General features: G+C 59.2%; 26 protein-coding genes. 12 read left to right on the top strand and 14 right to left on the bottom strand.

Annotated elements, in window-relative coordinates:
* Nucleotides 1–8 precede the first annotated feature (8 nt).
* Nucleotides 9–560, bottom strand: a complete 552-nt coding sequence (locus IEV40_RS04955) for a 5-formyltetrahydrofolate cyclo-ligase (RefSeq protein ID WP_188419817.1) — start codon at nt 558–560, stop codon at nt 9–11.
* A gap of 91 nt (nt 561–651) precedes the next feature.
* Here IEV40_RS04955 and IEV40_RS04950 point away from each other — a divergent pair, with 91 nt between their 5' ends.
* The 3 genes from IEV40_RS04950 (at nt 652) to IEV40_RS04940 (ending at nt 4,679) form a co-directional block, all read left to right on the top strand.
* Nucleotides 652–2,610 carry a lytic transglycosylase domain-containing protein gene (locus tag IEV40_RS04950; RefSeq protein ID WP_188419816.1) on the top strand — a complete coding sequence of 653 codons (1,959 nt, stop codon included), beginning with the start codon at nt 652–654 and terminating at the stop codon, nt 2,608–2,610.
* 74 nt (nt 2,611–2,684) lie between these two features.
* Nucleotides 2,685–3,398, top strand: coding sequence for a glutathione S-transferase family protein (locus IEV40_RS04945; RefSeq protein WP_188419815.1), 714 nt, complete (start codon nt 2,685–2,687; stop codon nt 3,396–3,398).
* A gap of 42 nt (nt 3,399–3,440) precedes the next feature.
* Nucleotides 3,441–4,679 (top strand): multifunctional CCA addition/repair protein, encoded by a 1,239-nt coding sequence (locus tag IEV40_RS04940; RefSeq protein WP_188420014.1) that lies wholly within the window; start codon nt 3,441–3,443, stop codon nt 4,677–4,679.
* A gap of 63 nt (nt 4,680–4,742) precedes the next feature.
* Here the strand turns inward: IEV40_RS04940 and IEV40_RS04935 are convergent, their stop codons facing one another.
* Both IEV40_RS04935 and IEV40_RS04930 read right to left on the bottom strand, forming a co-directional pair.
* Nucleotides 4,743–5,003, bottom strand: coding sequence for a hypothetical protein (locus IEV40_RS04935; protein WP_188419814.1), 261 nt, complete (start codon nt 5,001–5,003; stop codon nt 4,743–4,745).
* A 206-nt stretch (nt 5,004–5,209) separates the two neighbouring features.
* Nucleotides 5,210–5,845 (bottom strand): CDP-alcohol phosphatidyltransferase family protein, encoded by a 636-nt coding sequence (locus IEV40_RS04930; protein WP_188419813.1) that lies wholly within the window; start codon nt 5,843–5,845, stop codon nt 5,210–5,212.
* A 229-nt stretch (nt 5,846–6,074) separates the two neighbouring features.
* On the opposite strand from IEV40_RS04930, the gene IEV40_RS04925 reads away from it, so the two are divergent.
* The gene (locus IEV40_RS04925) at nt 6,075–6,572 is read left to right on the top strand and encodes a hypothetical protein (RefSeq protein WP_188419812.1); all 498 of its coding nucleotides are present in this window, start codon (nt 6,075–6,077) and stop codon (nt 6,570–6,572) included.
* Between the two features lie 93 nt (nt 6,573–6,665).
* On the opposite strand, the gene queC is transcribed toward IEV40_RS04925, so the two are convergent.
* The 3 genes from queC to IEV40_RS04910 are packed head-to-tail and all read right to left on the bottom strand — an operon-like array spanning nt 6,666 to nt 9,306.
* Entirely contained in the window at nt 6,666–7,388 is a 723-nt protein-coding gene (queC, locus tag IEV40_RS04920) for a 7-cyano-7-deazaguanine synthase QueC (RefSeq protein ID WP_188419811.1), read from the bottom strand.
* 46 nt (nt 7,389–7,434) lie between these two features.
* Nucleotides 7,435–8,202, bottom strand: a complete 768-nt coding sequence (locus IEV40_RS04915; protein ID WP_188419810.1) for a DUF3108 domain-containing protein — start codon at nt 8,200–8,202, stop codon at nt 7,435–7,437.
* Between the two features lie 57 nt (nt 8,203–8,259).
* The gene (locus IEV40_RS04910) at nt 8,260–9,306 is read right to left on the bottom strand and encodes a DUF3108 domain-containing protein (protein ID WP_188419809.1); all 1,047 of its coding nucleotides are present in this window, start codon (nt 9,304–9,306) and stop codon (nt 8,260–8,262) included.
* Between the two features lie 163 nt (nt 9,307–9,469).
* On the opposite strand from IEV40_RS04910, the gene IEV40_RS04905 reads away from it, so the two are divergent.
* Nucleotides 9,470–10,264 carry a sulfite exporter TauE/SafE family protein gene (locus tag IEV40_RS04905; RefSeq protein WP_188419808.1) on the top strand — a complete coding sequence of 265 codons (795 nt, stop codon included), beginning with the start codon at nt 9,470–9,472 and terminating at the stop codon, nt 10,262–10,264.
* Nucleotides 10,265–10,297: 33 nt separating this feature from the next.
* On the opposite strand, the gene IEV40_RS04900 is transcribed toward IEV40_RS04905, so the two are convergent.
* Complete coding sequence (locus IEV40_RS04900) at nt 10,298–10,738, bottom strand: ProQ/FINO family protein (protein WP_188419807.1); 441 nt, start codon at nt 10,736–10,738, stop codon at nt 10,298–10,300.
* A gap of 125 nt (nt 10,739–10,863) precedes the next feature.
* On the opposite strand from IEV40_RS04900, the gene IEV40_RS04895 reads away from it, so the two are divergent.
* On the top strand, nt 10,864–11,277 hold the full coding sequence (locus IEV40_RS04895) for a hypothetical protein (protein ID WP_188419806.1): 414 nt from the start codon (nt 10,864–10,866) through the stop codon (nt 11,275–11,277).
* A 96-nt stretch (nt 11,278–11,373) separates the two neighbouring features.
* Here IEV40_RS04895 and IEV40_RS04890 read toward each other — a convergent pair whose 3' ends face one another.
* The 4 genes from IEV40_RS04890 to IEV40_RS04875 form a co-directional block, all read right to left on the bottom strand.
* A complete protein-coding gene (locus IEV40_RS04890) occupies nt 11,374–12,090 on the bottom strand; it encodes a TerC family protein (protein ID WP_188419805.1) in 717 nt (238 codons plus the stop codon).
* Between the two features lie 286 nt (nt 12,091–12,376).
* Complete coding sequence (locus IEV40_RS04885) at nt 12,377–13,627, bottom strand: sensor histidine kinase (protein ID WP_188419804.1); 1,251 nt, start codon at nt 13,625–13,627, stop codon at nt 12,377–12,379.
* Nucleotides 13,614–14,303, bottom strand: coding sequence for a response regulator transcription factor (locus IEV40_RS04880; RefSeq protein WP_188419803.1), 690 nt, complete (start codon nt 14,301–14,303; stop codon nt 13,614–13,616). The genes IEV40_RS04885 and IEV40_RS04880 overlap by 14 nt, the downstream gene beginning before the upstream one ends.
* A 212-nt stretch (nt 14,304–14,515) precedes the next feature.
* Nucleotides 14,516–15,106, bottom strand: coding sequence for a glutathione peroxidase (locus IEV40_RS04875; protein ID WP_188419802.1), 591 nt, complete (start codon nt 15,104–15,106; stop codon nt 14,516–14,518).
* A 254-nt stretch (nt 15,107–15,360) separates the two neighbouring features.
* Here IEV40_RS04875 and IEV40_RS04870 point away from each other — a divergent pair, with 254 nt between their 5' ends.
* Both IEV40_RS04870 and IEV40_RS04865 read left to right on the top strand, forming a co-directional pair.
* A complete protein-coding gene (locus IEV40_RS04870; RefSeq protein WP_188419801.1) occupies nt 15,361–16,212 on the top strand; it encodes a ferritin family protein in 852 nt (283 codons plus the stop codon).
* A gap of 70 nt (nt 16,213–16,282) precedes the next feature.
* The gene (locus tag IEV40_RS04865) at nt 16,283–16,750 is read left to right on the top strand and encodes a DUF411 domain-containing protein (RefSeq protein ID WP_188419800.1); all 468 of its coding nucleotides are present in this window, start codon (nt 16,283–16,285) and stop codon (nt 16,748–16,750) included.
* A 115-nt stretch (nt 16,751–16,865) separates the two neighbouring features.
* Here the strand turns inward: IEV40_RS04865 and IEV40_RS04860 are convergent, their stop codons facing one another.
* The 3 genes from IEV40_RS04860 to IEV40_RS04850 form a co-directional block, all read right to left on the bottom strand.
* Entirely contained in the window at nt 16,866–17,351 is a 486-nt protein-coding gene (locus IEV40_RS04860) for a copper chaperone PCu(A)C (RefSeq protein WP_188419799.1), read from the bottom strand.
* 129 nt (nt 17,352–17,480) lie between these two features.
* Entirely contained in the window at nt 17,481–17,963 is a 483-nt protein-coding gene (trmL, locus tag IEV40_RS04855; RefSeq protein ID WP_188419798.1) for a tRNA (uridine(34)/cytosine(34)/5-carboxymethylaminomethyluridine(34)-2'-O)-methyltransferase TrmL, read from the bottom strand.
* Nucleotides 17,964–18,069: 106 nt separating this feature from the next.
* Nucleotides 18,070–18,870 carry a ComF family protein gene (locus IEV40_RS04850; RefSeq protein WP_229723948.1) on the bottom strand — a complete coding sequence of 267 codons (801 nt, stop codon included), beginning with the start codon at nt 18,868–18,870 and terminating at the stop codon, nt 18,070–18,072.
* 31 nt (nt 18,871–18,901) lie between these two features.
* Here IEV40_RS04850 and IEV40_RS04845 point away from each other — a divergent pair, with 31 nt between their 5' ends.
* The 4 genes from IEV40_RS04845 to ctaD all read left to right on the top strand — a co-directional run bounded on the left by IEV40_RS04845 (nt 18,902) and on the right by ctaD (nt 23,346).
* The gene (locus tag IEV40_RS04845; RefSeq protein ID WP_229723947.1) at nt 18,902–19,843 is read left to right on the top strand and encodes a methyltransferase domain-containing protein; all 942 of its coding nucleotides are present in this window, start codon (nt 18,902–18,904) and stop codon (nt 19,841–19,843) included.
* 229 nt (nt 19,844–20,072) lie between these two features.
* The gene (locus IEV40_RS04840; RefSeq protein WP_188419797.1) at nt 20,073–20,534 is read left to right on the top strand and encodes a DUF2244 domain-containing protein; all 462 of its coding nucleotides are present in this window, start codon (nt 20,073–20,075) and stop codon (nt 20,532–20,534) included.
* Nucleotides 20,535–20,566: 32 nt separating this feature from the next.
* Nucleotides 20,567–21,727 carry a cytochrome c oxidase subunit II gene (coxB, locus tag IEV40_RS04835; protein WP_188419796.1) on the top strand — a complete coding sequence of 387 codons (1,161 nt, stop codon included), beginning with the start codon at nt 20,567–20,569 and terminating at the stop codon, nt 21,725–21,727.
* A gap of 17 nt (nt 21,728–21,744) precedes the next feature.
* Nucleotides 21,745–23,346, top strand: coding sequence for a cytochrome c oxidase subunit I (ctaD, locus tag IEV40_RS04830; RefSeq protein WP_188419795.1), 1,602 nt, complete (start codon nt 21,745–21,747; stop codon nt 23,344–23,346).

Raw genomic sequence — 23,346 nt, 5'->3', positions numbered from 1 at the left:
AAACTGTTTCAGCAAGCGTAAGGGCCTTGTTCCGTGATCAGGAAATCCAGCGCCACGTCGAAGGTGTCTGCAGCGAATTCGGCTTCGCCCAGCGTGTAGGAGACACCGACCGTGCGCGGACGCGGTACGGCTTCCAGCGTGCGGTCATAGAATCCGCCGCCGTAGCCGAGCCGGAAGCGACCGGCGTTGAAGCCCACGCACGGAATGATCAAAACTTGCGGCCAGACCTGCGGATTCGTCGTCGGCGGGATGCGTGCACCGTAGCGATCGTCCTGCAATACGTCATTTTCCTTCCACAGAACGAACTTCAGCGGCGCATTGTCGTCCACTACGACAGGCAATGCCAGTTGCACGCCTTGCCGGCGCAAGGCGGCATAGGCCGCATGCAGATCGGGTTCGCCGCGCATCGGCCAGTAGACCCCGATCGTCGTGTCCCGGGTGATCTGCCACCAGGCCAGGATCGCATCGTTGATGCGATGGTCGAATGCGGTTTTGTCGTCGGCGGGAATGGTGTTGCGCAACGCCAGCAATTTGCGTCGCAGTTCGGGTTTTTCCTGCATGTTTTCGTCATCGTCTGAAGGGTGTCGCGTGCTATTCTAGCCGCATCGTCATTCGGCATCAGCCAGGATAGAAAAGGGGCATAAAAAGGCCATGAATTTCACGTTTCCGACAACCTTGTTTGCACGTTTCGTACTCGTCGCGGCATGCGTAGCCTTGCTGCCGACTGCACACGCGCAAAAACGGACGAACAGCTTCGCGAACGACGACGATGCCTTTCTGGCGTTGCGCGATGCGGCGCGCCGCGGCGATGCGGAACGTGCTGCCGATATTGCCATGTTGCTGCGCGACTATCCGATTCCCTCTTACGTCGATTATTACCAGTTGAAGCCGCGCATCGCGGATGCGACGCCGGACGAAATTCTGGCTTATCTGTCACGCTACAACGGCAGCGCGATTGCCGATCGCCTGCGCAACGATTGGCTGCTGGAACTCGGCAAGCGGCGCGATTGGGCGACCTTCGACATCCAGTATCCGCTGTTCCAGCTGAACGACGATACGCAACTGAAATGTTATGCGCTGATGTCCAGGATGGTGAAGGGGGACGACGTTGCCGCCGAGGCACGCCTGTTGCTGACAGTGCCGAAAAACTACGGTGAAGGATGCACGGCGCTGATCGGCATGCTGATCGACAACCGTCAGTTCGATGACGACGATCTGTGGACGCAGATTCGCCTGGCGGCCGATACCGGCAATGCCGATTTCGTACGCCGCCTGCAAGCGTTTGCCGGCATTGACGACGATGCATTGGGCAAGGCGATGGATAAACCGATGTCGGTCGTCGCACGCGGCCCCGGCTTCCGGCGCGTCAAGCACGAGACTTTCATCGTTGCGCTGGGACGCGTGGCGCGCAACGATCCGGATCGCGCGGCGGAAGTGCTGTCATCGAAAGACGGCAAGCGCTTGAGCCGCAAGCAGCAGGAACTGGCGTGGGCACAGATTGCGATGCCGACGGCGCGCAAGCTGTTGCCGGAAGCCGACGATTACTGGCGTCGCGCCGGCGATGCGCCACTGTCGCAGGAATCGCATGAATGGAAAGTGCGTACGGCACTGCGTGCCGGCGACTGGAAACTGGTGAAGCAGGGCATCGAGCAGATGCCGCCATCGCTGCGCAACGATACGACCTGGATTTACTGGATGGCGCGCGTGCTGCGCGAAGAAGGCAAGCGCGAGCAGGCCGATGCATTGCTGCAATCGATCGCCGGCCAGCACAGTTTCTATGGCCAGTTGGCAGCGGAAGACCTGGGCCGCAAGATCACGATTCCGCCGCGTCCTGCACCGGTCACCGAAGCCGAAGTGGCTCCGATGGCAACCAATGCCGGTTTCCGCCGCGCTTTCAAGTTCTTCGATCTCGGCCTGCGTTTCGAAGGCTATCGCGAATGGAACTGGGAGCTGCGCAGCATGAACGAACGCCAGCATCTGGCGGCGGCCGAGTTCGCGCGCCGCAGTTCGGTGCTGGATCGCATGGTCAATACATCGGATCGCACAAAAATCGAAGTCGATTTCGATCAGCGTTTCCCGACGCCGTATCGCGACGTGATGCAGGAGGCCACGCGCAATCTCGGATTGGAAATGGCGTGGGTCTACGGTTTGATCCGGCAGGAGTCGCGCTTCGTGATGGATGCGCGTTCGCATGTCGGCGCATCCGGCCTGATGCAACTGATGCCGGCAACCGCGCGGCATGTGGCGAAGAAGATCGGCTTCGACGACTTCAAGCACAGCCGCGTCAATGAACTCGAAACCAACATCCTGCTTGGTACCAATTACCTGAACATGGTGCTGAACGACCTGGAAGGTTCGCAGGTATTGGCGACGGCCGCCTACAACGCAGGGCCGGGGCGTCCGCGTGCCTGGCGCGCGACATTGACGCATCCGGTCGAAGGCGCGATCTTCGCCGAGACGATCCCGTTCACCGAAACGCGCGACTATGTGAAAAAAGTCATGTCGAACGCTACCTACTATGCCGCGATGCTGGAAAACAAGCCGCAGTCGCTGAAGGATCGTTTGGGCAATATCGCGCCTGAAGCTTACGAGCCGAGTGCGCTGCCTTGACCGGTTGTCTGAGCTGCTGATCCGGTATCGGCTCGATCCTTCCTGAATCGTTTTCTCTCTGACGATGGAAAGTCATGCAAACCACAGAACTCGATCCGGCGCTGTCGCAGACGCTGGCCGATGCGGAGAGCAGCGGCCTGAAACTGGTGATCGCCAACAAGAATTACTCATCCTGGTCGATGCGGCCATGGGTCGTGATGACGGCTTTCAGCATCCCGTTCCAGGAAATCTGCGTGTTGCTGGACCGTAGCGACACGGCATTGCAGATCTCGCATTATTCGGCGGCGGGGCGTGTGCCCGTACTGCTGGCCGGCGATATCACGATCTGGGATTCGCTGGCGATCTGCGAATATCTGGCCGAGCAGTTTCCGGAAAAATGCATGTGGCCGGAGGATGTGGCGGCGCGGGCGCTGGCGCGTTCGATCTGTGCGGAAATGCATTCCGGTTTCATCGGGCTGCGTTCGGCGATGTGGATGAATATCCGTGCGAAATTTCCCGGCAAGGGACGTACGCTGGAAGCGCAGGCCGACATCGGCCGTATCAGCGAGATCTGGGAAACCTGTCTGGCGATGTCGGGGCCGAACGATTATCTGTTCGGTGATTTTACGATCGCCGATGCGTATTTTGCGCCGGTCGTCATGCGTTTTCGTACCTATGGCGTGACGCTGGGGCCGGCCCTCGATGCTTATGCCGAACGTATTGCGGAACATCCGGCAGTCGCGCAATGGATAGCCGGCGCGCTGGCGGAAACGGTGTGCATCGATAAATACGATACTTATCCTGACTGAATTTCCGACTGAACTACCCTTGATCGAATTTCGATGGCCGAGATGAAGACCTATGTCGTTGGCGGTGCCGTACGCGATGCCTTGCTGGGCGTTCCCGTGCAGGATCGCGATTACGTCATCGTCGGCGCTACGCCCGAGCAGATGGTCGCACAGGGCTATCTGCCGGTCGGCAAGGATTTCCCCGTGTTCCTGCATCCGAAGACGCATGCCGAATATGCGCTGGCGCGTACCGAGCGCAAGACGGCGCCGGGCTACAAGGGATTCGTGTTCCATGCCGATGCCGCCGTCACGCTGGAAGAGGATCTGGTACGGCGCGACCTGACGATCAATGCGATGGCGCAGCAGGAAGATGGCACCATCGTCGATCCGTTCAACGGCCGCGACGATCTGGAGCGGCGCATTTTCCGCCACGTGTCGCCGGCCTTTGCCGAGGACCCGGTGCGCATTCTGCGTGTGGCGCGTTTCGCCGCACGCTTTCCCGATTTCACGGTGGCGCCGGAAACGAACGCGCTGATGCGGCGGATGACGGAAGCAGGCGAAGTCGATGCGCTGGTACCGGAGCGCGTGTGGCAGGAGCTGGCACGCGGCCTGATGGAAAAGAAGCCGTCGCGCATGTTCGCCGTGCTGCGCGACTGCGGTGCATTGCAGCGCATCCTGCCGGAACTGGATGTTTTATGGGGCGTGCCGCAGCCGGAAAAATATCATCCGGAAATCGATACCGGCGTGCATGTGATGATGGTGATCGATTATGCCGCGGCGCAGGGATGCGATCTGCCGATTCGTTGCGCCGCGCTGCTGCACGATCTGGGCAAGGGCGTGACGCCGTCCGATCAATGGCCGCGGCATCATGGCCACGAGATGCACAGCGAGAAACTGGTCGCTGCCGTTTGCAAGCGCCTGCGCGTTCCCAATGACTGCCGCGATCTGGCGTTGATGACGGCGCGCGAGCACGGCAATGTCGGCCGTGCGCTGGAATTGCGCGCCTCGACGATCGTCACGCTGTTCGAGCGTTGCGATGCTTTCCGCAAGCCGCTGCGCTTTCTCGACATGCTGGCGGCATCGGAATGCGATCATCGCGGTCGCACCGGTTTCGAGGATGGGCCGTTTCCGCAGCGTGCCTATCTGCAGCAGGCGCTGGAAGCGGCGCAGACAGTGGATGGCGGCAAGATCGCCGAGTGGGTGCGGCAGCGTTATCCGGACCAGTTGCAGCGCGTGCCGGAAGCGATCCGCGCGGCGCGGGTGGAGGCGGTTGCCAAGGCCGTCAAGCAGGACGACGGTTGAACCGGCAACGCCGACTTCGAAATGCGTCGTGGTGTGTAAGGTTCAGAGCGACGATCGTGTCGATCAGGTCATCGGCACATGCCGCCGCATCGATAGTGCGTAGGCGCGCAATTCCCGGCGGGTGACGATGCCATCGTTGTTGGCGTCGATTCTTTCGAAATTTTCCACGACGATATCCATTCTCGCGGCCTTGGCCTGCGATTTCGTCACGCTCTGGCGTGCAGCAGTGGATGATTTTTCCGGCACGGCATGCCGCAACGGTTGTGCGACGGCGATGTGGGCGCCGAACAGGATTGCCATCAAGACGGCAAGTTTGACGTTCATATTGCTCCCCTTTCGTCAATGTGAGGCGATTGACAGGGAGTATTGAAAGCCCGTTTGCCGATCGCGCCAAATCCATTTACGCCTTGTTACATTCAAGGCGATGGAATTCCGGTGCAGGAATTCCTCATGGAGTGGCGTTCAGGCTAAGGTATCGGCGCGGTAATTTCTGTGCGGAATCCCACGCTGAGCGATGTGCCGGGGGGGAGTTACAGTTTGGGAATGTGCAGCGTCTTGCTGATCATCAGCGTGCCGGACAGCGCAAACAGCAGTGCCACTGGATGCAATTCCCACGACAGGAAGGTCCAGACGCCGCCGAATAGCGCGCTGCCGATCTGCCCGTTGGAGGCCAGCCATGCCAAGATGCCGGTGAGGATGACGCTGGTGGGAATCGGCGTGCCTTCGAAATAGGCAACCTTGTCGCCATCTCCGGAAAGTTCTTCTGCCGTCACGTTGAAGCGCGCCAGACGACTGACGCCGCAGCAGACGAAATAGATCATCGCGATCCAGTCCCAGCCGCCATTCAGGCCGGCGGCAAAACCGAGCGTGGCCGGTGCAACGCCGAACGAAATCACGTCGGCCAGCGAATCGAGTTCGCGTCCCAGCGACGAGTGTTGCTGCCGCCAGCGTGCGATACGGCCGTCCAGCACGTCGAACAGGAAGGCGGCCGGCGCCATCGCGGCGGCGGCGTAGAAATGTGTCAGCGACTGGCTGCCCATGTACAGCATCGCAAGAAAGACTGCGGCGACGCCGCAGGCCGCGTTGCCCAGCGTAAAGAAGTCGGCGAGATGGAATTCGCGCAGCATCGAGAAGTGCTTGCGGCGGGAAGTTGGTGGAGAACCCATTGCGTCTCTCTTGGCGGTCAATGATGGTGAGATTGCTGGTGACTGCGGAAAGTTTTCCGCATTGCAGAATGTGCAGTCGCAAGTATGTCATCGAATGAAATGATTGTGCGCAGGAAATGCAACATTCCTCGCAACATTGCCGCTGATGGGGAAGCTTGCGTCCGCTACCGCACATACGTGGCGTCCCGTTTTTTCCTACCATGGAATTTTTCGATGACAGGAGACTGCCATGCCATTCGCTCATTGTTCGTTTTCCGTCATGTCCGCAGCCTCGCGGGCTGCGATTGCCGCCCTGGCATTCGGTCTGGTCGGTTTCTCCGGCCAGGCATTCGCGGCTCCCGCCGGCGGCAATACCTATCAGCAGGAAAGGGCGGCCTGCATGGACGGCAGATCCCAGCAGGATCGCACCACGTGTCTGCGCGAAGCGGGCGCAGCCCGTGGCGAAGCCAAGCGCGGCCATCTGACAGACAGCACCTCGTACGAGGAAAACGCGACAGCGCGCTGCAATGTGCTGCCGCCTTCCGACCGTCAGGATTGCGTCAAGCGCATTCATGGTCAGGGCACGACGTCCGGTAGTGTTGAAGGTGGCGGCATCTATCGTGAAACCACGACGACGGTCGTCGGCACGCCACCGCCGCCACCATCTTCGGTAACCCCGCCATCACCGGCACCTACTTCGGCTCCGGCACCGCAGCAGTCGTATCCGCCGATTGCGCCGCGTTATTGATACCGATTGATATTAGGTTGAGATAAGGTTGCGACAAAACGAAACGGCGGTGTTTTAAACACCGCCGTTTTTGCGTGCAGCCGGATGAATCTATCAGGCAGACTTGCCAGTCACAAAGTTTCCGTAACCGCGCGCGCGCAAGGCGCAGGCCGGGCAGGTGCCGCAGCCGTAACCCCAGTCGTGCAGTGCACCGCGCTCACCCAGATAGCAGGTGTGGGTTTCCTGGCGGATCAGGTCAATGAAAGGCCTGCCGCCCAAGTTTTCTGCCAGCGTCCAGGTCTGCGCCTTGTCGATCCACATCAGCGGTGTTTCCACTTTCAGGCGTGTGGCCATGCCGAGATTGAGTGTGACCTGCAGAGCCTTCATCGTATCGTCGCGACAATCAGGGTAGCCGGAGAAATCCGTTTCACACATGCCGCCGACCAGCACCGTCAGTCCACGACGGTAGGCGACAGTGGCTGCCACGGTCATGAACAGCAGGTTTCGACCAGGCACGAAAGTGTTCGGCAAGCCGTTTTCCTGCATCGCGATTTCGACATCCTGCGTCAATGCCGTGTCGGAAATCTTTGCGATCAGCGACAGGTCGATCATGTGGTCGTCGCCCAGGCGTTCATTCCATTCCGGTTTCAGCGCGCGCATCTTCTGCAGCACGGTCGGCCGCACGGCCAATTCGATCGCGTGGCGCTGGCCGTAGTCGAAGCCGATGGTTTCGACATGCGCATAGCGCGCCAATGCCCATGCCAGGCATGTGGTGGAATCCTGGCCGCCGCTGAACAGGACGAGCGCGCTTTCTGGTGTATTCGTGGTGTTTTTCATCGTCCGCATTATAGGGCCGACGCCATCCACAGCGGCGTGGCCGACATCAGGATTGCGGTGCGATCGAGGCAATCGTCTGTTCGATGAAGTCGCCTTCCGGTTCGGCAAAGCGGATGCGTACCGGATACCAGTTGCGCGACGGTGCGAACCAGATGTCGATCTTCTGTTCCTTGTCGCCGTCCTTGACGACCTTGCTGACTTTCACCGCGTTCAGATCGCCCAGCGGCGATTTGATCTTTTCGGACTTGCCGACCTTGAAGTGCCAGGTTTCTGCATCCTTCTGTCCGGCGACGACGATGGCAAGCGAAGCGCCGGTCTTTAGTTTCGACGGCGTGCTGCGTGCCATTGTCGCCAGTTGCCAGACGATGCTGTTGCGATCCTGTTCGCCGCCCTTGATCGGCTGGCTGTTGCCGGAAGCACTGAAGTTGATCGTGTTGGCCTGGCGGTCGAAGGTCGTGGTGGTCGCTTTCTTGCGATAGCGTTTTTCGGTGGAGGTCAGCGGCACGAGGCCGTTTGCATCGATGGTGCCTTCGCTTTTCGCTTCGAGGATCTTGCCGAGCAGCATGGCGCGCGTTTCCGTCACGATTGTGTAGTGTCCGTCCTTGTTGGTCCAGTGCACGTCGGCAGAGCCGTTGAGCGACAGGCCGTGCTGGTTGGCATTGATCGTGTAGTTCAGGTCGGCTGACGGCGGCGGGCTGGCGGTGCGTTTGCCTTGCGCTGCCGCGCCGTGCGAGGCGATCAGCGCGCAGGCCAGCAGTGCTGCATGCGCAGGACGGAAGACGGAGCCAAAGGAGCGGGAAAGGAGGAGCTTCATCGTTTTTACCGGTATGAAGAAAGAGGAAAAGAGGGAAACAAGAGCGGAAATGTCTGACTAAGGTACCGCAGAAACGTTCAAGTCGCTCAGCGTCATGTTCAGTACGTCGCCATTCGGTTCCGTGTAGCGCAGGCGCACCGGATACCACTGTATTTGCGGCGCAAGCCAGATATCGAGCCGTTGGTCGCGGCTTCGCGCGCGCGGCGCGCGCACCACATGCCATGCGCTGATCGTGTTGCCGTCGAAATCGATGTCTTCCCGGCCGATGACCTGAATCTGCCACGGCTCAGCGTCGCGCGTGCCGGTGACGATCACGTCGAAGACGGCGCCGGGTGCATAGCGTGTTTCATCGCCGCGCCCGATGCCGGCCAGTTGCCAGATGATGCTGGCGCGATCCTGCTCGGTACCGGTGCGGGGATAGCTTTTCGATGAAGTCGAAAAGCCGATCGTATTGGATTCGCGGTAGAAGTACGCATTGGTCTCGGCGCGACGGAAACGCTTTTCGCTGTAAAGCTCGGGCGCAATGCCATCACTTTCTATCGTGCCTTCGCTGTGGAAGTGCAGCGCGGTGATGAACAGGACGCCGAAATCCCCATCGATCGTGTAGCGACTGCCGTCCTGATGCCAGGCAATGGTGCCGCTGCCATAGGTGGGCTGGCCTTCGATCGGCGTCTTCTGCACGTCGTATTCCAGTTTGGCGGATGGCGGCAGATCGATTGTGTAATCCGGTTCCACCGGTTCGGCAATGTCGGCCGTCGGGCCGGTGGCAGCGCCTTGGGCGTCTGGTTGCGATATGGCCGCGGTCTGAACATCGGCAGGTTGTTCGGCCGAAGCTGTGGCGGAGGGCGGCGGTGCGGGTTTTGCCGGGGCTGGATGCGGTTTGGGGCGCGGTTTAGGTTTAGGTTTAGGCTTCGGTACCGGTGCCGGCGGAGGGGCAATCAGTTCCGCATCGATCACATCATCTTCCACTGTCGACGGAGATGGCAACCGTATCCATTCGCTGGCGTGGCCGATGACAAGCAGGTGCAGTAAAAGGGAAAAAACCAGCACGAAGAGCCAACGCAGCGATCTGCGCGTATCGGTGCTGGGGGCGGGGCGTGTCATGGGCGTTAGTGTAAACGAGCGCCTGTTCAGGTGTGCGTTCTGTTACTCTTGGGTATCCCGTTTCGGAGCGTTGTCGCATGCCAGATTCTCTGTCGATCGTTGTTCGTCCGCATGCCGTGCATGCCTTGTCGCCGACAGGTTCGCTGGCGGGAGGCGACGCCGCATGATCTGGTTCATCTCTTATGTATTGGCCGGGGCTTTCGTCGGCGTGCTGGCGGGGCTGCTCGGCATCGGCGGCGGCATGACGCTGGTGCCGATCATCGCGGCCTTGTTCGCCGCCCAACATTTCGCGCCGGATCATGTGGTGCATATGGCGCTGGCGACCTGCATGGCGTCGATCGTGTTCACCTCCAGTTCCAGTGTACGCGAGCATATGAAGTTCGATGGCGTGGACTTTCACATCGTCAAGCGGATGACGCCGGGGCTGGTGGTGGGTAGCCTGCTGGCGACGTCGGTTTCGGCCTGGATTCCGCAGCGCCATCTGGCGTTGAGCTTCGCCATCATCGTGTTCTTCGGCGCGACGCAAATTCTGCTGAACAAGAAACCGAAAGCGGCGCGGGAATTGCCCGCAAGCGGGCCGTTGTTTCTGGTCGGCCTGGTGATTGGCATCATCAGCGGCCTGGTGTCGGCTGGCGGCGCCTTTCTCACGATCCCGTTCATGCTGTGGTGCGGCGTGCCGATGAAGAAGACGATCGGCACTGGCGCGATGATGGGCATCCCGCTGGCCGTGGTGGGCACGATCGGCTACATCATTTCCGGCTGGCGCATTCCGGAACTGCCGGAAGGCACGATCGGTTTCATTTCGATTACGGCATTGATCGGCATCGTCTGCGGCAGCGTGGTGACGGCGCCCATCGGCGCACGCCTTGCGCACCGGCTGCCGGTGCCGATATTGAAAAGGATTTTTGCCTGCCTGCTCTATGTGCTGGCGGCGAAGATGCTGTGGACTTACTGGTAGCGCTCAGGACGAGCGCCGAGGTTAGGTTCCTGCTCAGTTCTTGCGCGAAAATTTCGCGGCCAGCTGATTCAGCTTGTCGGCACGGCGACGTTCCGCTTCATCGGCCTTGCGCTGGGTTTCTTCCGCCTGACGTTGTACCTTGCGCTGTTCGGCATTCTTCTTGAAGCGTTCCTTCAGCGTGGTGGTGGCATGTGCCCGGTGTTCGTCGGTCACAGCGTCGGCTTCGGTACCGTCGAGGTTGAAGCGTACCGTGGCCTTTTCCATGCTCTTCAGATAGCGCAATGAATTGGTGTGCATGCCCAGCGCCATGCGCAGCACGCGACGGCTGACGTCAGGCATCTGCGCGATCAATTGCTTGTCGATGCCGATGGCCAGCGGTTGGCAATCGCCGAAGACGGTGAATTTTTCCTGGATTTCCTTGAGCAGTGTGCGTGCGGTCTGAAAGGCGGTCGGTGCGGATTCGTTGGTCGTCATGAACGGCGAAGAACAATGGGTGGATACAGGGTGCGCAGGATATCATGCGCGCTGTGCAATTGCCTGCGACGGCGTGGTATTTATCCGACGTTGCCGTAATGAATGAAGAATGGCAGAAACGAAAAATGACGACGGATGACAATGCGGACGACGGCATCGAGGAAGCGATCGAGCGGCCGTGGATCGTTCTGAAGGATACCTACGATATCGAAACGTGGATCGATCACCAGAGCCGCCATCTGCAGCACAGGCTTGCGGGCGGCCGCATCGATACCGGCTATGGCATCGGTTTTCGATTGGCGGCAGGAGGAGAGATCTACATGCATACATCGCCGGAAGGCATGGTGCTGCTGGATGTGACGGAAGAGGCCGAATGGATTGCGCCGTTGATCGTCGCGGCGACCGGGGCGCAAATGCCGGCCGGGCGCATCTGGACCTTGTCGGTGGAGAGTCTGACGCAATTGCTGTTCGGTCTGAATGGATTGATTGCGACGACACGTATCGTGACGGATCACGATTTCCGTATTCGCAAGCGTTGAGCCAGGCGAACATCGGATAAAAAAACGGCCCGGTGAGCAATGCTCCCGGGCCGTTGTCAATCAACCACCGCGTTGCGGCAGAAGTACCGGTAATGATTACGCTGCGGTAGCAGGCTTGCTGTGGCGCTTGGCAAGGTAGGTGCCGACGATGACGACGCCGACAGCCAATGCCAGGCCAGGAATGCTCAGGTGACCAGCGCCGAACAGCGACAGTTCGTGGTGCGGAATGTTGGCTTCGATCCACGGTGCGACAGCGGTATCGGAGAACAGCATCTCACCGGCCAGATAGCCCAGCAGCGCGGCGCCCAGCGTGACGATGATCGGGAATTTTTCCATCAGCTTCAGCACCAGCGTGCTGCCGAACACGATCAGCGGAACGCTGATGGCCAGACCGATGATGAGCAGGACGATGTTGCCGTCTGCTGCAGCAGCAACGCCCAGCACGTTATCCAGACTCATCACCAGATCGGCGATCAGAATGGTCTTGATCGCACCCCACAGGTTGGATTTGCCTTCGATGTTTTCTTCGCCCTCTTCTTCTGCCAGCAGTTGCACGCCGATGTAGAACAATGCGACGGCGCCGATCAGTTTCAGGTAAGGCAGCGTCAGCAATTGCAGCGCGAAGATGGTCAGCACGATACGCAGGATGATTGCTGCGGCGCTACCGTACAGGACGGCCATTTTCTTTTGCTTTGGCGGCAGCGATTTGGCCGCCAGCGCGATCACGACCGCGTTGTCACCCGACAGCACGATGTTGATCAGAATGATGTTGCCTAGGGCGGCCCAAAAGGCCGGGGAGCTTAAGAGTTCCATTATCTTCCTCAAGTTTTCTAGCGCGCTCCGTACGGCTGAAGCGACGTTGGTCAGTGTGGCGGTCGTTTGTCGACCGTGTTGTTATCGATTATCAGAAAAATCTGAAAGATCGTTTGTGCCACACCATTTATTTGTGCACTTCATCCGGCGCCGTGCCGGATATCCGTCCACCGTCGGAACTGCATCGAATCGGTGGCGGCGGAAAGCTATATTTCCTAGGGAGATACAGCCTAAATGCACAGTCGCAGGTTATCGCCGGGAAGCTTAAGAAGACATGAAGATGATGTTAAATACTCGTTAAAGTTGTCGTAAAATCAATTCGAAAATTACTACCATTTTTGGGATTATTTTCTACATGCAAGCGGGCCCCGAGGTATTCGCAGATGCGCATCACGAGTGCCAGTCCGAGGCCGGTGCCAGCCGAGCCGATCAGCGGCTTGGTCGGGATGCCGTTACTGAGATGGGCGTGGACCGATTCCGACAGGCCGGGGCCGGTATCTTCGACGATCACGGAGTAGTCTTCCACGCGTACGGTGACGGTGCCGCGATCCGTGTATTGGCATGCGTTGCGGATCAGGTTGCCGATTGCGGAGGACAGCAGCTCCTTGTGCGCTGCAACCGCGAAATCGTTGTCGCCCTCGTAGCGTAATTCGACAGGCTTGTTGGCAAGCAACGGACGGCAGCGTGCGACCTGCTCACGGATGACGTCGTCGACATAGGTTTGCGGCCGGTTGATGCGATCCGGCGCGCGCGCCAGCATCAGCAGCACGCCGACGCATTCGGTGGCATCGCTGGCGGCGCGTAGCACGCGTTGCGCTGCAGCCTGTAGTGCCGGACGGTCGGCAGTCTGGTCGACCAGCAGTTCGGCGGCGCCGGTAATGATGGTCAGCGGCGTGCGCAGCTCATGGCTGACGTCGCCGGTGAAGAAGCGTTCGCGTGCCAGAAAGCGTTGCAGTTCGGCCGTGTGATCGGCGAAAGCGCGCGCCAGCACGCCGAGTTCGTCCTTGCTGGACAGTAGCGGCAGATTGGACGAAACGCCTTCGTTGCTGACGTAATCGGCCAGATCGATGATGGGTTCGACGAAACCGTGTGCGATGAAGCGGCCAAGGAACAGCGACAGCGCGACGAATCCGAAGAAGCCGGCGATGATCATCGCCCAGATCGTGCGTTCGATGCTCTTGTACTCGCTGGCGCGGTCGACGACGACATATTCGCCGGCGGCATCCTCGCCGATCAGTACATGGACGACCTTGCCTTCGAAGACGGGTTTGTCGACGCCGTGTTCCAAGTTGCGCAAGTCCTCGGGAATACTGTCGCCATGGTAGAAGCTGATGTCGGAGGGCATTTCGACCGGCAGGCCGGCGGCATGACGCGGCGAGGCCCAGGCGGCGATGCTGCGCAAGTGTTCGTCGACCAGCAGATCTTCGACGCCTTCGATTGCGACGGCGGCAACGATGCCGAAGAAGGTGCAGATCGCCAGCGCAAAGAACAGATACGCGATGACGATGCGGCGGCGCAGCGTGCTAGGCCGTGTCATCCGATGCCACCAATCGGTAGCCTATGCCCTGTACGGTGCGCAGCATGGCGAAGGAGTGGGACTTGTCCAGCGCCTGCCGCAGTGCGTGAATGTGCGTACGCAGCGCATCGCTGTCGGGCGGATGGTCGCCCCAGACTTCCAGTTCTAGCGTCTCGCGCGAGACGACCTTCGGCGCTTCCTTCATCAGGCAGGTCAGGATCTTGAAGCCGGTCTTCGTCAGATTGATCGGCACGCCGTTGCGGCTGACCTGATAGGTCGAAGTGTCGAATACCAGATCGCCTACCGTCAGCGCATTGGTCGTCTGGTTCTTGCCACGCGCGCGGCGGATCAGCGCTTTCAGGCGGACTTCCACTTCCAGCAGCGAGAACGGCTTGACCAGATAGTCGTCGGCACCGCTGTCGAAGCCGGCGACCTTGTCGTCCAGCGTGTCGCGCGCGGTCAGCATCAGCACCGGCGTGTCCTTCTTCAGTTCGTCGCGGATGCGGTGGCAGACGGCCAGGCCATCGATGCCGGGCAGTTTGACGTCGAGAATCATCGCGTCGTACTCGTGCTGCGCGGCCAGCGCGAAACCGGCATAGCCGTTGGTGGCCGAATCGAGTACGTAGCCGCGCGGCTCCAGGAATGCGTACAGGTTAGCGACGATGTCGGCGTTGTCTTCGATGATCAGGATGCGCATGGGTATGAAGGCGTCGGTGCGCCGTAGTCTTTCTGTTTTGTTACGGGGAATGGGATGCGCGGTGCGGCGTTTTGCGCCGGCGGCAAGACCGATCCAGCGCGTATCCTAGCATTCCGCCAGTGTGCGCCGCCAGCGGCGAGGCCGGCAGTCCGGGCTGGCCCCAGGTTGTTTGCGGTGGGTGATTATATGCGCGGATGGCGGCGCACGCGGCGTCAATTCTTCGCCAGCGCCTTTTCGATGGCCGCGATCAGCGCTGGGTCGTCCGGCGTGACTTTCGATGGATAGCTGCCGACGACATTGCCGCGACGATCGAGCAGTATCTTGTGGAAATTCCATTTCGGCTGCTGGGCGCCGACATGGAACAGCGATTGATAGAAGGCATTGGCCTGCGTGCCTGTCACCGAGCTTTTGGCAAACATCGGAAATTTCACGCCGTAGGTATTGGTGCAGAAATCGGCGATCTTGCTGTTGCCGTCGGGTTCCTGCCGGAAATCGTTGGAAGTGAAACCGAGCACGACGAAGCCTTGCGCCCCGTAGCGTGCGTACAGTTTTTCCAGCCCTTCATACTGGTTCGTATAGCCGCAGTAGCTGGCGGTATTGACGACCAGGATCACGTTGCCGGCATAGCGGCACAGGTTTTGCGGTGCTTCGTCCTGCAAGCGTGCGAGTGTGTGATTCAGCACGGCAGGGCAGGAAGCGGCAGGGGACGGTGCCGTTGCTGCGTTCTGGGCGTGGGAAGGCGCACCGAACAGCATGCCGGTCAGCAGTAGCAGTGATAAACGAAGAAGGGGTTTGAGCGTCATGGCAGATGAAAGTCTATCAGCAAGGAAGTGCTGTGCATGCAGGGAAGTGTCCTGCATCGTATTGCAATTTCATGACAAATGGCTGGCATCCGCTTTTAAACGGTCAATTTGGACAAATTGTTGCCATTCGTGAATTTCTTTCAGCGTTTTGCTTGACGAAACCTGTCGGATTTGTCGGTTGTGCGCGAATTTCTTGGTAGAATCAAGGACTTAACGCAATCCATCTCATCTCAATCCATATTAATAAGGGACGTATGCTGTACCCAGAATTGTTCAAATCGTTGGAGCAGGTTCGCTGGAACATGGAAAACGACATTCCATGGGATGAATTCGACGGTTCTAAACTGACCGACGAACAGGCACAAACGATTCGCATGAATGCGATCACCGAATGGTCGGCATTGCCGGCCACCGAGATGTTCTTGCGCGACAATCGCGGCGACAGCGATTTTTGCGCTTTCATGTCCGTCTGGTTCTTTGAAGAGCAGAAGCATTCGCTGGTGCTGATGGAATATCTGCGCCGTTTCCGTCCGGAGCTGGTGCCGACGGAAGAGGAACTACACAACGTGCGTTTCGAATTCGATCCGGCGCCCGCGCTGGAAACCCTGATGATGCACTTCTGCGGCGAAATCCGCCTGAACCACTGGTATCGCTGTGCCGCCGACTGGCATACGGAGCCGGTCATCAAGCAGATCTACAAGATCATCAGCCAGGATGAGGCACGCCATGGCGGTGCCTACCTGCGCTACATGAAGAAAGCCTTGAACGAAGTCGGCGACAGCGCGCGCGCCGCCTTTGCCAAGATCGGCGTTTTGATGGCATCGGCGCGTCGTACCGAGAAGCCCTTGCATCCGACCAACCTGCACGTGAATCAGGCGCTGTTCCCGAACGACACGGTGCAGTCGCGCCTGCCTGATCCGGAATGGCTGGAGCGCTGGCTGGATTTCCAGATCAGGTTCGACAGCGAATGGGAAAAGAAAGTGGTCGACCGCATCCTGCACAATATGTCGTTGCTGTTCGAACGCACGTTCGGCACGGTGCAGGAACTCAACCGCTACCGCAAGGAAATCGTCAATCGCATGGGTGCGCAGCCGGAACCGGCCTGAGCATCGATTTTCTTTTTCAATCCGAAAAGCCGCAATTGCGGCTTTTTGTTTATCGGCATCAGGAGTGGCAATGCAGCGACGTACGTTGATGAAGGCAATGATGGCGTTTTGCGTGTCGCCGGCTTTTGCGCATGCGGCCGGCGAACGGCGGGACGGCCCGATGATCGAGGTATACAAGAGCGAGACCTGCGGCTGTTGTACGCAATGGATTGCACATTTGCAGGAGAACGGTTTCAAGGTGAAGGCGCGCAACGTGCCCAACACAGCGGCCTATCGCGCACGCTTTGGTATACCGGCGGCCTTGGGAAGTTGTCATACGGCGGCGGTAAGCGGTTATGCGCTGGAAGGCCACGTGCCGGCGGCTGAGATACGCCGTTTGCTGGCAGAAAAACCACGAGCCGTTGGCCTGGCAGTTCCCGGCATGCCGCTCGGTTCGCCTGGAATGGAAATGCCGGGTCGCGTGGCCGATGCCTACGATGTACTGTTGTTGCGCACGGATGGGCGTCAGGAAGTGTATCGGCGCTACGGTACGCAATGAACGCCGTGGTTATACGTAAAAAAGCCCGCACGAATGAACTGACCCATAAAGTTGGGCAATCATTAGCCGGTTATGGACGGGCTTTTTTGTTTCTTTTTTCGGTCATTCTTGCGGTTCAGTGATGATGGCTCATCTCCGAGTGATTCATGCTGCCATCGTCGACAACAATGGTGGTTTCCATCTTGCCGCCTTTGCGGAAGGTCAGCGTCAGTGGCAGCCGGTCGCCAGCCTTCAATGGTGCCTTCAGGCCCATCAGCATCAGGTGATAGCCATCGCCGGGACGCATGGTGATCTTTTCGCCGGGCTTGATGTCGATCGAGCCGATTTCACGCATCCGCATCACGTTGCCGCTCATTGCCATCGTATGGATTTCCACCGATTGCGCAACGGGCGATTGTACGGCGATCAGGGTGTCGGGATGATCGCCGCGATTCTCCAGTGTCAGATAGGCGCCGCCGCTGGTCTGGCCCGGCATGGTGGCGCGCGCGTAGGAATGGTCGACGCGGATGGTGCCGGCCGGATTTTGCTGCGCGATGGCGGTCGAAGCGATCAACGCGGCCGATATGGATGCGATGAAGAACGTGACAGAGCGAAAGTTCATGATTTCTTCCGTATCGAAAACCGCAGGCGGGACGTGCCATGCGGCAGGTTGCAAAGGCGGCATGCGCCGCGGCCGCACATATCGTAGCTTAATTAAGTTTGTAATGCGGGTTCGTAGACGAGTTGCGGCTCAACTGCCGCCGGAAAAACCATTCTGCCGCCATGCCTCGTAGACCACGACGGCGACGGTGTTGGACAGGTTCAGGCTGCGATTGTCCGGGCGCATCGGCAGGCGGATGCGTTGCGCGGCAGGAAAGGAATCGCGTAACGCAGGTGCCAGGCCGCGCGTTTCCGAACCGAACACGAAGATGTCGCCCGGCTGGAACGTGACGCTGGCGAAAGGTGTCGAGCCGTGTGTCGTCAGCGCGAACATGCGCGACGGATCCAGCGGCGATTCGGGTGTGGCTGAATCGAGAAAAGCCTGCCAGTCGCGATGCACCTTCATCGTCGCATAGTCGTGATAGTCGAGGCCTGCGCGCCGCATCTTTGCATCATCCAGCGGAAAACCGAGAGGTTCGATCAGATGCAGCTGCGCGCCGGTATTGGCGCACAGGCGAATGACGTTGCCGGTATTGGGTGGAATTTCCGGCTCGACCAAGACGACATGAAACAAATGATTCTCCTTCGTGGTTCGCGCCGACGGCGCGCAATATGCATGGCGATGACGGCGATACACCACGGGCGCAATGATACTTGCCTTGCACCAGCGTTGTCGGCCGCTATTTCAGCGGTGTGCGTGCAAATACCAGATTGGTGACGCGGGAGGCGCCGCAGCGTTTCAGCGTGGCGGCGACCTCGTTAAGCGTTTCTCCTGTGGTCATCACATCATCGACGACGGCCACGTGCCGGCCTTGAATGTGTTTTGTCGCATATGGTTTCGGGACAAAGGCCTGGCGAATATTGCGATGCCGCTCGTCGGGATGTAGTCGCGACTGCATCAGCGTTTCGCGTGTACGGGCCAGCAGTTGCGGCGCAAGCGGGATTGCAAGCATGCGAGCCAGCGGTCGGGCGATTTCCAGCGCCTGATTGAAGCCGCGTTCTGTCAGGCGTTTGTCGCCCAAGGGAACGGCGGTAAGCAGCTCGGGCATCGGCATGTCGGTTTGTCGTATTGCCTGATGCAGCCGGCGGGCGAACAGCGGGGCGAGTGCGAGACGGTTGCCGAATTTCAGCGCCAGCACCAGTTGGTCGAGCGGTGCTGCGTAATCGGCGACGACGATGGTCGCATCGAAGGCGCGCGGTGTCGCCAGGCAGGTGCCGCATCGTTGCGTATGGTGGTTTTCGCTGGAAGAAACAGGCAGGCCGCATTGCCGGCAGCGATGATCGCGCGTAGCAAGAAAATGCTCGTCGCAGGTATTGCACAATGCGGTGTCTCCACTCGAACCGCACAGGATGCATGAAGACGGAATGACGCGTGACAGCGCATGCGGAATGGCAGATGGCAGGCGTTTCGCCAATTGTAGCGTCCAGTCGGAAAACCGATCGAGCATCGCAGCCTTGTCTCCATGCGTGTAAACTTGCACGCATTATCTCATTGCCTACCCTGCTGCTATCGTGCCTGTCGAACATACTCCCTCGGATTCTCACCTTAGCGCGCCCATCGATCTGGCGCGTGTACGTTCGCTGTTCGATGATCCGTCACGCATCGTCGAATCGCAATTCCTGCGCCGCGAAGTGGCGCAGCGCATGCACGAGCGACTGGCACTGATCAAGATCGAACCGCGGCACGTACTGGATGCCGGCTGTGGCGAAGGCGCGGATCTGGCGGCCTTGCAGAAACGTTTCCCTCAGGCGGAAGTGATCGGAGTGGATGCGTCGGTGGCGATGTTGAGCCAGGCGCAGTCGGTGCAACAGGAAGGATTGTCGGCATTGCATCGATTGCTGCAGCAATGGCTGCCGGGCAGAAACGGATCGGGCGGTGCACGCGGCGGACTGTTGTCAGGCAATTTTGCGCAATTGCCATTCGGTGTGGATGCGGTTGATTTGGTGTGGTCCAATCTGGCGCTGCACTGGCATCCGCAGCCCGATCGGGTATTTGCCGAATGGCGGCGCGTGCTGCGCCAGGATGGTCTGTTGATGTTTTCCTGTTTTGGTCCTGATACGTTCAAGGAATTGCGCGCCGCCTTTGCCGCTGCCGATGCCGCACCGCATGTGCTGCCATTTGTCGACATGCACGATTTTGGCGACATGCTGGTTCAGGCTGGCTTTGCCACGCCGGTAATGGACATGGAAACGCTCACCGTCACTTACGGTTCGGTCGAGCGCCTGATGGCTGATGTGCGCGCCTGCGGTGGCAATCCACTCGATACGCGCAGTCGGGGGCTGATGGGCCGCCAGGCGTGGCGGCGTGTCACGGAAGCGTTGGAAAGTATGCGATCTGCAGACGGCAAGATCCCGTTGACATTCGAGATCGTGTACGGCCATGCGTTCCGGCCGGTGCCGCGCACGACGTCGAGCGGAGAGGCGATTATTCGTTTCGATTTGCCAAAGAAATAAGAGGGATGATCTCTTCGGCAGTACGTGCCGACGTCTTGTTGCAGTGCGCAAGACGGGCGCAAAAAGACTGTGTGAAATAGGCGAAATCGGGCGCAAAGCCATGCGTGGCGTGCGCCGGGGCGCGAGATTTTTTATGCTTGATCAGTCTGACAATTCAGACTTATACTTCGACGGTTTTGCGCGATAGTGATATGGTGGGCGCAGTCCGTTCAGGCGGTGCACGATGAGTATGAACCGTGAATGGCTGCTGAGGCGTAACTGCTCCATTTCCCCGCGGCAGTTGGCGAAGGCTTATGCAATTCTGTGTACGGCATCGCTGGCGGTCGCAATCTATTTCACCTATCGCGGTGCGTGGTTCATCCTCGGCTTTTCGTTAATGGAATTGACGGCGGTTACCTGTGCATTCATCCATTACGCTCGCCACGCGACAGATCGCGAACACATCGTTCTGACGGACGACTGGCTGTTGGTCGAGCTGGTCCGGGGCGAGAAGTCGCAGCAGTTCCGATTGAAACGGAACCGGACAATCATTATTCAACCGGCTTCGCACAATCGATTGATTGGTCTGGAATCTTCCGGTATACGTGTCGATGTGGGACGATTCCTGACGGAAGGCAAGCGGCGACAGTTCCTGCAGGAGCTGCGCCGGGAACTGGGTGAGGAGACAAGCAGGTTTACCCGGTACCAATAACAAAATTCTTATTTTGGGCTTTTGGGGAAATCATGAAACATGCGAAGCGCCTTCAATCGTTGATGTTCGGTGCGTCGCTGCTGGCGGCAGGCATGCCGTCCTGGGCGGTGACCGATAGTCCCGGCGGACCGGCAGTACGTCAACTCAATTTTCAGCAGCCCGTCACGAAGATCGCCGAGGAAATCTACTCGCTGCACACCATGATGCTGATCATCTGCCTGGTGATCTTCATTGCCGTGTTTGCGGTGATGTTCTACTCGATCCTCAAGCATCGCAAATCCCTCGGTCACAAATCGGCCACCTTCCATGAAAGCACCGCAGTCGAGATCGCCTGGACTGTCGTTCCCTTCCTGATCGTCATCGGCATGGCATTGCCGGCGACGAAGACGGTGGTTGCGATGAAGGACACATCGAATGCCGACATCACGATCAAGGCCACCGGCATGCAGTGGAAGTGGGGCTACGATTACCTGAACGGTGAAGGCCAGGGCATCAACTTCCTGTCCAATCTGGCGACGCCGCGCGAGCAGATCGTCGATTCTTCCGTTGCGAAGAACGAGAACTATCTGATCGAGGTCGACAATCCGGTCGTCGTGCCGGTCAACAAGAAGATCCGCATGGTGCTGACGGCCAATGACGTCATCCATGCGTGGATGATCCCCGCCTTCGGCGTCAAGCAGGATGCGATCCCCGGTTTTGTGCGCGATACCTGGTTCCGTGCCGAGAAGATCGGTACCTATCGCGGCCAGTGCGCGGAGTTGTGCGGCAAGGATCACGCCTTCATGCCGATCGTCGTGAACGTCGTCAGCGAGGAAGACTACAAGAAATGGGTCGACGACAAGAAAAAGGAAATGGCAGCCAATGCCGACGATCCAACCAAGACCTGGACGCTGGATGAGCTGATCCAGCGTGGCGAAAAAGTCTATTCCGCCAACTGCGTGGCTTGCCACCAGGCCAACGGCAAGGGCGTGCCGGGCAGCTTCCCTGCGCTGGATGGCGGCCCGCTGGTGCTGGGGCCGAAGGCGGGGCAGATCGACATCGTGATGCACGGCAAGAATGCCATGCCGGCCTGGGGACCGGTGCTGTCTCCGACCGAGATCGCGGCCGTCATCACCTATACACGTAACAGCTGGTCCAACAAGGCTGCAGAGAACATCGTGCAACCGGCCGAAATCGTCGCCGCACGCAAGTAACAATCAGGAGACTTGAGATGAGCACAACTGCAGTCGATCACACGCACAATGCAGCGCATGGTCACGACCATGCACACGATCATCCGCACGGCTGGCGCCGCTGGGTCTACGCGACCAACCACAAGGATATCGGCACGCTGTATCTGTGGTTCTCCTTCGTCATGTTGCTGTCTGGCGGCACTCTGGCGATGTTGATTCGCGCGGAACTGTTCCATCCCGGCTTGCAGCTGATGCAGCCGGAATTCTTCAATCAGTTGACGACAATGCACGGCATCATGATGGTGTTCGGCGCCATCATGCCCGCCTTTGTCGGTTTTGCGAACTGGATGGTGCCGCTGCAGATCGGTGCTTCCGACATGGCGTTCGCACGCATGAACAACTTCTCGTTCTGGTTGCTGCCGCCGGCCGCCATCCTGCTGGTTCTATCCTTCTTTGTGCCGGGCGGCGCTACCGCTGCGGGCTGGACGCTGTATGCGCCTTTGACGGTGCAGATGGGCCCCGGCATGGACATGGCGATTTTCGCGCTGCACATCATGGGTGCGTCGTCGATCATGGGTTCGATCAACATCATCGTCACGATCCTGAACATGCGCGCACCGGGCATGACACTGATGAAAATGCCGATGTTCTGCTGGACCTGGCTGATCACCGCCTACCTGCTGCTGGCCGTTATGCCGGTGCTGGCCGGCGCCATCACGATGACGCTGACCGATCGCCACTTCGGTACCTCGTTCTTTAATGCGGCAGGTGGTGGTGATCCTGTGATGTATCAGCACATCTTCTGGTTCTTCGGCCATCCGGAGGTGTACATCATGATCCTGCCGGCATTCGGCATCGTTTCGCACATCATTCCGGCCTTCGCTCGCAAGCAGTTGTTCGGTTATGCATCGATGGTCTATGCGACGGCATCGATCGCAATCCTGTCGTTCATGGTGTGGGCGCATCACATGTTTACGACCGGCATGCCGGTGACGGCGCAGCTGTTCTTCATGTACGCCACGATGCTGATCGCGGTGCCGACTGGCGTGAAGATTTTCAACTGGGTGGCGACGATGTGGCGCGGTTCGATGACCTTCGAGACGCCGATGCTGTTCGCGATCGGTTTCATCTTCGTGTTCACGATGGGCGGCTTCACCGGATTGATTCTCGCCGTGACGCCGATCGACATCCAGCTGCAGGATACCTACTACGTGGTGGCGCATTTCCACTACGTGCTGGTGGCAGGCTCGCTGTTTGCGCTGTTCGCTGGCTTCTACTACTGGGGACCGAAATGGACCGGCCACATGTACAACGAACTGCGCGGCAAGATCCATTTCTGGGGCTCGCTGATCACCTTCAACATCACGTTCTTCCCGATGCATTTCCTGGGACTGGCCGGCATGCCGCGCCGCTATGCCGACTATCCTGCACAGTTCACCGATTTCAACATGATCGCCTCGATCGGCGGCATCGGTTTCGGCTTGATGCAGGTGTATTTCCTGTTTGCCGTGGTGTTGCCGACGATTCGCGGCGGTGCACCTGCGGCGGACAAGCCATGGGATGGTGCAGAAGGTCTGGAGTGGACGGTGCCGAGCCCTGCGCCTTTCCATACGTTCGAAACGCCGCCGACCGTCAAGTAA

It is taken from the genome of Oxalicibacterium solurbis (assembly GCF_014635845.1).
GTDB lineage: Bacteria > Pseudomonadota > Gammaproteobacteria > Burkholderiales > Burkholderiaceae_D > Oxalicibacterium > Oxalicibacterium solurbis.
This window is presented reverse-complemented; position numbering and strand designations above follow the sequence as displayed.

What these genes read in the sequence shown, in the direction of transcription:
- IEV40_RS04955 (WP_188419817.1), bottom strand. Translation starts at nt 560, where the DNA reads ATGCAGGAAAAACCCGAACTGCGACGCAAATTGCTGGCGTTGCGCAAC.
- IEV40_RS04950 (WP_188419816.1), top strand. Translation starts at nt 652, where the DNA reads ATGAATTTCACGTTTCCGACAACCTTGTTTGCACGTTTCGTACTCGTC.
- IEV40_RS04945 (WP_188419815.1), top strand. Translation starts at nt 2,685, where the DNA reads ATGCAAACCACAGAACTCGATCCGGCGCTGTCGCAGACGCTGGCCGAT.
- IEV40_RS04940 (WP_188420014.1), top strand. Translation starts at nt 3,441, where the DNA reads ATGAAGACCTATGTCGTTGGCGGTGCCGTACGCGATGCCTTGCTGGGC.
- IEV40_RS04935 (WP_188419814.1), bottom strand. Translation starts at nt 5,003, where the DNA reads ATGAACGTCAAACTTGCCGTCTTGATGGCAATCCTGTTCGGCGCCCAC.
- IEV40_RS04930 (WP_188419813.1), bottom strand. Translation starts at nt 5,845, where the DNA reads ATGGGTTCTCCACCAACTTCCCGCCGCAAGCACTTCTCGATGCTGCGC.
- IEV40_RS04925 (WP_188419812.1), top strand. Translation starts at nt 6,075, where the DNA reads ATGCCATTCGCTCATTGTTCGTTTTCCGTCATGTCCGCAGCCTCGCGG.
- queC (WP_188419811.1), bottom strand. Translation starts at nt 7,388, where the DNA reads ATGAAAAACACCACGAATACACCAGAAAGCGCGCTCGTCCTGTTCAGC.
- IEV40_RS04915 (WP_188419810.1), bottom strand. Translation starts at nt 8,202, where the DNA reads ATGAAGCTCCTCCTTTCCCGCTCCTTTGGCTCCGTCTTCCGTCCTGCG.
- IEV40_RS04910 (WP_188419809.1), bottom strand. Translation starts at nt 9,306, where the DNA reads ATGACACGCCCCGCCCCCAGCACCGATACGCGCAGATCGCTGCGTTGG.
- IEV40_RS04905 (WP_188419808.1), top strand. Translation starts at nt 9,470, where the DNA reads ATGATCTGGTTCATCTCTTATGTATTGGCCGGGGCTTTCGTCGGCGTG.
- IEV40_RS04900 (WP_188419807.1), bottom strand. Translation starts at nt 10,738, where the DNA reads ATGACGACCAACGAATCCGCACCGACCGCCTTTCAGACCGCACGCACA.
- IEV40_RS04895 (WP_188419806.1), top strand. Translation starts at nt 10,864, where the DNA reads ATGACGACGGATGACAATGCGGACGACGGCATCGAGGAAGCGATCGAG.
- IEV40_RS04890 (WP_188419805.1), bottom strand. Translation starts at nt 12,090, where the DNA reads ATGGAACTCTTAAGCTCCCCGGCCTTTTGGGCCGCCCTAGGCAACATC.
- IEV40_RS04885 (WP_188419804.1), bottom strand. Translation starts at nt 13,627, where the DNA reads ATGACACGGCCTAGCACGCTGCGCCGCCGCATCGTCATCGCGTATCTG.
- IEV40_RS04880 (WP_188419803.1), bottom strand. Translation starts at nt 14,303, where the DNA reads ATGCGCATCCTGATCATCGAAGACAACGCCGACATCGTCGCTAACCTG.
- IEV40_RS04875 (WP_188419802.1), bottom strand. Translation starts at nt 15,106, where the DNA reads ATGACGCTCAAACCCCTTCTTCGTTTATCACTGCTACTGCTGACCGGC.
- IEV40_RS04870 (WP_188419801.1), top strand. Translation starts at nt 15,361, where the DNA reads ATGCTGTACCCAGAATTGTTCAAATCGTTGGAGCAGGTTCGCTGGAAC.
- IEV40_RS04865 (WP_188419800.1), top strand. Translation starts at nt 16,283, where the DNA reads ATGCAGCGACGTACGTTGATGAAGGCAATGATGGCGTTTTGCGTGTCG.
- IEV40_RS04860 (WP_188419799.1), bottom strand. Translation starts at nt 17,351, where the DNA reads ATGAACTTTCGCTCTGTCACGTTCTTCATCGCATCCATATCGGCCGCG.
- IEV40_RS04840 (WP_188419797.1), top strand. Translation starts at nt 20,073, where the DNA reads ATGAACCGTGAATGGCTGCTGAGGCGTAACTGCTCCATTTCCCCGCGG.
- coxB (WP_188419796.1), top strand. Translation starts at nt 20,567, where the DNA reads ATGAAACATGCGAAGCGCCTTCAATCGTTGATGTTCGGTGCGTCGCTG.
- ctaD (WP_188419795.1), top strand. Translation starts at nt 21,745, where the DNA reads ATGAGCACAACTGCAGTCGATCACACGCACAATGCAGCGCATGGTCAC.